The organism is Pseudomonadota bacterium, assembly GCA_018823285.1.
Classification (GTDB): Bacteria; Desulfobacterota; Desulfobulbia; order Desulfobulbales; family JAGXFP01; genus JAHJIQ01.
The window spans coordinates 25,394-33,158 of the sequence record JAHJIQ010000041.1 but is presented as its reverse complement, the minus strand read 5'-3'; the positions used below and the strand labels follow the sequence as shown (position 1 = coordinate 33,158).

At 51.6% G+C, this 7,765-nt stretch carries 6 protein-coding genes; all 6 read left to right on the top strand.

The features are described 5' to 3' along the window. Window positions 1-846 precede the first annotated feature (846 nt). Window positions 847-1,404, top strand: a complete 558-nt coding sequence (locus KKG35_09850; GenBank protein ID MBU1738431.1) for a hypothetical protein — start codon at window positions 847-849, stop codon at window positions 1,402-1,404. Between the two features lie 161 nt (window positions 1,405-1,565). Continuing rightward, the gene (locus tag KKG35_09845; protein MBU1738430.1) at window positions 1,566-2,714 is read left to right on the top strand and encodes a carboxypeptidase-like regulatory domain-containing protein; all 1,149 of its coding nucleotides are present in this window, start codon (window positions 1,566-1,568) and stop codon (window positions 2,712-2,714) included. Then, on the top strand, window positions 2,714-3,688 hold the full coding sequence (locus KKG35_09840) for a right-handed parallel beta-helix repeat-containing protein (protein MBU1738429.1): 975 nt from the start codon (window positions 2,714-2,716) through the stop codon (window positions 3,686-3,688). Before KKG35_09845 ends, KKG35_09840 begins: the two co-directional genes overlap by 1 nt. After that, a complete protein-coding gene (locus KKG35_09835; protein ID MBU1738428.1) occupies window positions 3,688-4,866 on the top strand; it encodes a Glu/Leu/Phe/Val dehydrogenase in 1,179 nt (392 codons plus the stop codon). The genes KKG35_09840 and KKG35_09835 overlap by 1 nt, the downstream gene beginning before the upstream one ends. A 27-nt stretch (window positions 4,867-4,893) precedes the next feature. Then, window positions 4,894-6,270 (top strand): adenylosuccinate lyase family protein, encoded by a 1,377-nt coding sequence (locus KKG35_09830; GenBank protein MBU1738427.1) that lies wholly within the window; start codon window positions 4,894-4,896, stop codon window positions 6,268-6,270. Further along, on the top strand, window positions 6,270-7,733 hold the full coding sequence (locus KKG35_09825) for an adenylosuccinate lyase family protein (protein ID MBU1738426.1): 1,464 nt from the start codon (window positions 6,270-6,272) through the stop codon (window positions 7,731-7,733). Before KKG35_09830 ends, KKG35_09825 begins: the two co-directional genes overlap by 1 nt. The last annotated feature ends 32 nt before the right edge of the window (window positions 7,734-7,765 follow it).

Here is a 7,765-nt window from a genome sequence, read left to right as displayed (position 1 = left end):
ATAAGGTATGAGGGGGAGAATGTCTGTCGCTGTACCGTGGCATTGCAAACAAACAATAGAATTGTCACCACCTGACTGAAAATATGTAGTGTGACAGTAATTACACTCAATGCCGTTTGATCCGTTGTGTGGCGAATCAAGAAAGTAGGCCTTGCTGTCGACCGATGTTCCCCCCACGGCCAAAAGCATAAGTCCAACGATTAGTGCCAGTCTCTTCATCGTAAATCCCCCTATTCTAATTTATTCTCTTTCCACGCCTGAAGAAGGTGCGAAAATTTAAAACCTGAATCCCCTATATATAATGTAAAGAAAATCTAAAAAAAATTTTCTTAACCAAGCAACCAACATAAACAACGTAAAAATACGCAATGCCTCAACATGGTTAAGCGCTTGCGTAATACACTGATTTTATTAAAGAATTGTGTTTCAAGCGAAATATTTTCCCCCTTTATTCCACCTAATATCAAAGACAGTATAGCATACTAGCTACAAAAGGGTCAACATCTTTGCCATGAAACAGACAGGTTTTATCTCGTTTTTTTTCTCAATATTTTTAACCGTATACATATTCCCACATCAAGCGATCTATTAAATAAAATGATTAATTTATGCAATAATTACCTCGATACCACTCCAGTTTCTCCTGATAACGTTTGCCAGGAGCAAGCACTGACAAAACAGGTCAATTTTAGCTATATTCTTGCAAAACAACATATTGATAGATGATCTTACCTTTCCTTTCAATATCTACTGGAACCAATGATGAATTTATAGTAAAATATATAGTTGATTTTATTTAATTTTATCAACATTCCGTCCCTGCCTTTATCACAGGCCGTTTAGATTATGGAAAAAGACAGTTTCACCGGACGCTCCATTCTCATGCCGAAACACATTTATCTGGCTATGGTTACTCATTGCTTTAGAAAACTTTCCGGTGAGTATCTGGAAAACGAAATCCGTGAAGCAAAAGCCTTCGGCCTGATCGGGGGGATCAGAAACGACCGGGGATATGAGATTAGAGCCTGTCTGCCCCTTTTGAAAAATGTCCGTACAGACAGCGATCAGTGTGATTTTATGGACGGCATTATGGCAGAACATGCCATTCCGTCTGAGACCCCACTTGAAAAGAGAGGCTGGGTCGCCGACCCTGGGGAGTTAATGAGTTGCACCCGCAAACTGCGGGAACTTGATTGCATTCTGCTCGGCACCTACCATATGCACCGGGTTGCCTGGGAACACGATAAAACGAGAGACACTCCGACAAAGCTCGACACCATTCTCGGTAAAGGCAGCAGGCTTCTGATGTTCATCATTTCGATGGTTGACCCTGAGCGCCCGATTTTAAGGGCTTTTTCAGAAGGTGATATTCGTGAAGAGATCCCCATTCAAATCATCTCCTGAAACAACATTGACCGCTTGAACCTGTGAACCATCTTAAATCAGACATAACCGTGCTGCATTCTGCAAAACAATTCATTCAGGCCGTTCTTATTTCCTCGATGTGGCGAATTCCAGCAACAAACCGGCACCTCAACCGGAGACACTTCCTGCTACTCATTCTTGTGCTGATTTTCTCAGAAAACACCTCCGTTGTCTGCGCCGGAACCGTTGAGGGGGTTATCCTCTCAAGGCGCGGCCCGGTTATCGGTAGCACATTAAAAGCTTATCGCGACTACGATTCACTAACCGCCGGGAGTGGTGCAATTGAAGCCGAGAAAGGTGAAAAAGAAGGGCAGTACAAACTCAATCTCCCACCGGGACGTTACTATCTCTTTGCCGAAGGTGTTGAAAACGGCAGAAAGCTTTACTCCTATCACGGCATCAATCCGATCACGGTCACCGACGGGTACCTCTGGCTGCCCTTTTTCATGGTTGAAGCTCACGATCCGGTCTGCCGTACTGCCGATGGTCAGGGAGTTGAGGGTCGTATCACCTTTAAGGGGGAGCCTCTTGATCGTGGTGTAGTCACCATCTATCGTCAGCAGGACGGCAAATTCCGCGGCATGGGTCTATTAACAAATACCGTGGATGGGAAGCACGGGTTCCGATTCGACCTTGAACCAGGCAGTTATGTCCTGATAGCCAGAAAAAAACAGAATGACCGGGGGATCGGCCCGGTGATGCAGGGCGACCTTTTCTGCTACCCTTCAGCAAATCCGTTAGAGGTTTTACCGGATCAATACTGTAAAGTTGAGGTGGAGTGTTATCCGCGTGACGACCTGCATGCTTTTCTTGATGAAGATGCAATCAATCCTCAAGGCCGCCGACACGACACCAGACGTGAAGCCTCACTCAAAGATATAGAGCCGGAAGGGATTCTGATTCCGTCTACAGGAAATCCGGCCACACTTTTCGGAACAGTTCAAGATGCGGACGGCTCCGTGGGGTCCGACCTGGTCGTCACCGCCTATCCCGCCAACGGGCTTGATCTATTCCAGATGCACATTTTGCGGCTGATCTCACACTATATGTCACGGACCGACAAGGACGGCAAATTCCAAATTGAGATTGATACCGGCGGCACCTACTATCTCGTCGCCCGAGAAAAAGTAGGCGAGGCACCGGGAAGGCTCGAAAAATACGGACTGTACGAAGGGAACCAGAATCACAGCATCACAGTAAATCCCGGAGAAACAAAAAGCGGAATAAAGATCACGGTAAAACCGATCATGCCCTATTCCGGTCTTGCGAAAAGGCTGAAGGATTTGTGATGTTTGGAAAGCGCAAAATTGAGGGGTCAGATCTGAACAGACATAAACTATATTGGCATACCCTGCTTTTTTCCCTGGTGCTCCCAACCATCACAACTCCTCATGCCCTGGCCGGGCCTCTTGAACTCGGCAACCAGGTGATCAGCACCAACACCACCTGGGAAAATGACATTGTTATTGAAGGGGTTGTGGTCGTCGCCAGAGAGGCCATCCTGACCATAAAGCCGGGAACAACCATCAGTTTCCGCAAGGTAGACAGCGACAACGACGGAGTCGGTGACTCGGAAATACGGGTGCTGGGTGGCCTGTTCGCCGAGGGCCTTCCTGATAAGAAGATCGTCTTCAGGTCTGCGGAAAAATCCCCCGGAACCAAGGACTGGTCCTATGTGCTGCTTTTCACCTCCGGCAGTCAAAACCGGATAAGCCACTGTGTCTTCAGCCATGCGCATACCGGCCTGCAGGTGCAATTCTCGACCGCATCTGTTATACACTCAATATTCAAGGACAATCACGAGGGACTTCGTTTCGGCCGTGCGGATCTGTCAATTGAACACAGCCTATTCACCGGAAACGATATAGGAATCAGGTTCACCAGAATGGAAGGTCCTGCCCTGATCAAAAATAACGAGATCACCAGCAACCGGATCGGCATCTTTCTGGTCCCGTCAGGGCAGAACATTACCGATTTCTTTGCCCCTGACCGTAGCGGTGTTCCCTGGAATACCGGCCGCCTGAAAATAGTCGGCAACAATATTTACAAGAACACCGGATACAATCTGAACCTTGGAGAAAAACAATTCTGGGATCTTGACGTAACGGGGAATTACTGGGGTGAAGAATCGTCTGCAGAAATCGGGAAGACAATCTTTGACCGGAAACGTGATGAAAAACTCGGCCAGGCCATATTCACTCCATTTTCCATCAGTAAATTCACCACTACCATGAATACAACAAACCGGGAAAATACAGACTGATGGGCAAGCAGACCACATACGAACCGGCCATGATCTTTGATTACCGAGATCCGCTTGAGGGTTTTGAGGGCTGGCTGGTCATTGACCGTTTTGTACACCGCCTCTGTGCAGGCGGCATGAGGGTGCAGCAAGGTCTTACCCGCGATCATCTTGTGGCCATGGCCCGCAACATGACTAAAAAAATGAAGATTGCCGGTTTACGGGTTGATGGCGCCAAATGCGGGATTGATTACCCCCCGGATTCTCCCGGCAAGGCCGATGCAGTGAAAAGATTTCTGGGGGCCATCGCACCATATATCCGCTCCAACTACTCCATGGGGCCAGACCTGAATATCGATATGGCGGAACTTGAAGTTGCCGCCGCCGCCATCGGGATCCCTTCCGTAAAGATTGCCATTGCCGGCTGCCAGGGATGGACCTCTGAATATTTTCTGGAACGCTCTGAAATCCTCAACCGAAAAATCGACCGCTTCACCCTTGGCCAACTCAGAGCCGGCTACGGAGTTTCTTCAGCTGTTCTCGGGATGCTCGAACACCTCGGCATTGAAGCGAGAGGGGCAACCGTTGCCATTCAGGGGTTCGGCAATCTTGCCAAGGCGGCAATTTACGGACTGAATGAAGCCGGTGTGGTCATCCGGGCAATTTCCGACCAGAACCGCTGCCTCACCGCCTTGACGGATAAAGGGCTGAATGCTGCTGAACTCCTGGCTCATAGGGGCACCCTGCTGCCGGATCCAACCGATCCCACCTCGACCAGAGTGTCGGATCGTAACGACATAACCGGTTGCACCTGTGATATCCTTGTTCCTGCCGCCATAGAAAATACGGTAACCGCCGAAGTCGCCAGCAAGCTCAAGGTCAATGCGGTTGTTCCCGGCGCCAATCTTGCGATTACCGAGATCGGCGCCCATGTTCTTTATGAGAACGCGGTCCCTGCCCTGCCCGATTTTGTGGCCGGTTCCGGCGGCTCCCTGTCCATGGAGGGTCTGTACGGCCCTGACGAACACCCGAAACCGCAAGACGTCCTGGACCATGTCAAACTGAGAATGAAAGAGATGGTGAAGCAGGTTATGGAACGTAGCACAAGCCTTGGTGTGATCCCGGTTGAAGCGGCCCTGGGTATCTGCGACGAAAGAGAGGATCTTCCGGACACCAGACCCTACGGGCGGCTTCACTAACATTTCGGGATCACATCGAGGAACAACATGCCATCACATCCTTTTGATTACCAGATCCAGACCAACCTGTACTCCACCCAGGAAATGGTTTCACTCTTTTCGGAAAGGATCCGGTTCGAGCGTTGGCTGGAAATTGAAAGGGCCCTCGCCAGGGTGCAGGGACGACTCGGGATCATTCCTGCCCCTGCAGCCGAATCAATTGACGCGACAGCCCGCATGGACTCTATCGATGTCAATGTCCTGCGTGAGGAATATGGCAAAAGCAGGAACTCGCTCATTCCCCTGATCAAGGCCCTGCGGCAAGCCTGCCCGACCGAACACGGCGAATTCGTGCATTACGGAGCCACCACCCAGGACATTCTTGACACCTCGCAGGTTCTGGAAATCCGCGATGTCTTCAGGATCCTCTACCGTGATTTACGAGCACTAGAATCGGCGCTGACCACACTCACCATAAAACACCGCGCAACACCGATGATCGGCCGCAGTCACGGACAACAAGCACTGCCGATCACCTTCGGCCTGAAAACCGCCTCCTGGCTCGCCGAAATCAGACGCCATCTCGAACGGAGCAAAAACATCTATCCCAGGATTATGACCGGTCAGTTGAGCGGCGCTGTCGGAACCATGGCCGCCCTCGGCCCTAACGGTCGGGAGGTAAGCCGCCTTACCCTTGCCGAACTCGGACTGCACAGCCCGACCATCGGCTGGCACACCGCTCGGGACAATATTGCCGAAGCAGCTTCTTTCATGGCTATGGTTGCCAGTTCCTGCGAACGGATAGCCGGAGAAGTGTTCGCCCTTGCAAAAACCGAAACCGGCGAGCTGAACGAACCAGCCCTTGGCACCGCTGCATCGAGCAGCACCATGCCCCATAAAAGAAATCCGGTTCTCTGCCAGAGAATATCGGTCATGGCCCGGCATATCAGAGCGCTGAACCTGACGGTGACCGAAGCGATGGTCCACGAACATGAGCGGGACACCAGGGCCCTCTGGTCTGAATGGCTTGCAGTCCCTCAGATCTCTATTTACACTGGAACCACCCTTCATTATATTAATCAGGTCATCTCAGGACTTGAAGTCGACACTGAACGGATGGCGGCAAACCTGAAGCTCCATGGCGATGTGATCATGTCCGAGTGGCTGCTGTTCAGACTGGGAGAATCCATGGGTAAAGCCACCGCCCATGAAGCGGTGCGGAGACTGACCGGCCTCGCCCGTTCGTCCGGGTCAACCCTGAAGGCCTGCATCGAAGCAGACAAGGAAATATCGCAGCTGTTAAACCACGAAGATCTTGCCCGCCTGGATCATCCTGAAACATATACCGGAGAGGCGGCGGCCATGATTGACGAGCTACTTCTGGAAGTTGAACGCTTGCGGCAGAAAGACCCGCGGGAACTCTAATGGACTCTTTTCAGACCCCAAGAAGCCATATTACCGATTCACGGTTTTACGGGAACGGCTATACTACCAACGAAGCCGGAATGGTGTTCTGCGACCTGCGGAGGATGCAGCGCTGGCTTGATGTGGAATCTGCTCTGGTTCAGAGTCAGGCCGCACTCAAGATCATTCCCGACGAGGCGGCACGCAAACTTGTCGAAACCGCTCGCCTTGAACTTTTTGATATCGAAGAGATCAGAAAAGATATCATCGAAACCGGGCACTCACTGATCCCACTCCTGAACTCCTGGCAGAGGGCCGCTGGACCGGATGCCGCACGGTACATTCACTTCGGCGCCACCACCCAGGACATTCAGGATACCGCCCAATCCCTGGAACTCCGCGACATCGTAGCCATTATCGATGCTGATCTGCGGGATATTCTCCAGGAACTCTGCAATCTGGCCGAGAAACACCGAGACCTGGTGACTATCGGACGCACCCACTGCCAGCCGGCCCTGCCCACCACCCTCGGGCTGAAATTCGCGGTCTGGCTGGACGAGATGCTGAGAAACTGCCGGAGGCTTGACGAATGCCGGAGCCGGCTCCTGGTCAGTCAGTTGTTCGGCGGAGTGGGAACCATGGCCGCCTTTGCAGGACGCGGACAGGAGTTGATTGAAGAGTTTTCCCGCCGACTCGGCCTGGACACTCCCCTGACCGCCTGGCATTCCGCCAGGGACCGGATAGCCGAATTCACATCCTGCATGGCCCTTCTGACCGGCACCATGGCCAAGATCGCCAACGAAATCTGCCAGTTGTCCCGCAACGAAACCGGAGAACTTGAAGAGCCTTTTCATATGGGTAAAATCGGCAGCACAACCATGCCCCATAAAAGAAACCCTGAACTCTGCGAACAGGTCGTGGTGCTGGCGCGACTGGTCAAATCTTCGGCACTGCTCGGTTTTGAAGGACTGATCAATGAACATGAGCGGGATTACCGGGCCGTCAGAATGGAATGGGCCGGCCTGGTCGATGCCTGTTCCTACACCTGTGGTTCGTTACACCTGATGAAAACCATTCTCCGGGGGCTGATCATTCATCCGGAAAGAATACGCCAAAACCTAGACTCCTCAGCTTGCCTTGTCTCCACCGAAGCCTTAATGTTCTTAGTCGGAAACAGAATCGGCAAACAGGCGGCCCACCAGCTGATCTATGAACTGTCCATGGCAGCCCACGGCAGCGGCAGACCCCTTGGAGATCTGCTGGCGGAACATCCGATGATCACTGACAATTTTGACCCGGAAACGGTCAGGGAAACCATAGACCCGAGCCGACATATCGGTGAAGCCTCCTTCCTCACCGACCGAATTGTGAATGTGGCGAAAGTATTTTTTGCCCAACGTTTGCAACGGAATAAACCGATCAGCTGCCCGTTTTCCCGTTCCGGTACATGCTGCACAGTGCAGAAACCAAAGACGAATTTATAAAGCTTAAGGCGAGCAGCTCGTCTGCTCATTCG

Excerpts from the sequence above, each read along its gene's own strand:
- KKG35_09850 (MBU1738431.1), top strand. The coding sequence starts at position 847 with ATGGAAAAAGACAGTTTCACCGGACGCTCCATTCTCATGCCGAAACAC.
- KKG35_09840 (MBU1738429.1), top strand. The coding sequence starts at position 2,714 with ATGTTTGGAAAGCGCAAAATTGAGGGGTCAGATCTGAACAGACATAAA.
- KKG35_09835 (MBU1738428.1), top strand. The coding sequence starts at position 3,688 with ATGGGCAAGCAGACCACATACGAACCGGCCATGATCTTTGATTACCGA.
- KKG35_09830 (MBU1738427.1), top strand. The coding sequence starts at position 4,894 with ATGCCATCACATCCTTTTGATTACCAGATCCAGACCAACCTGTACTCC.
- KKG35_09825 (MBU1738426.1), top strand. The coding sequence starts at position 6,270 with ATGGACTCTTTTCAGACCCCAAGAAGCCATATTACCGATTCACGGTTT.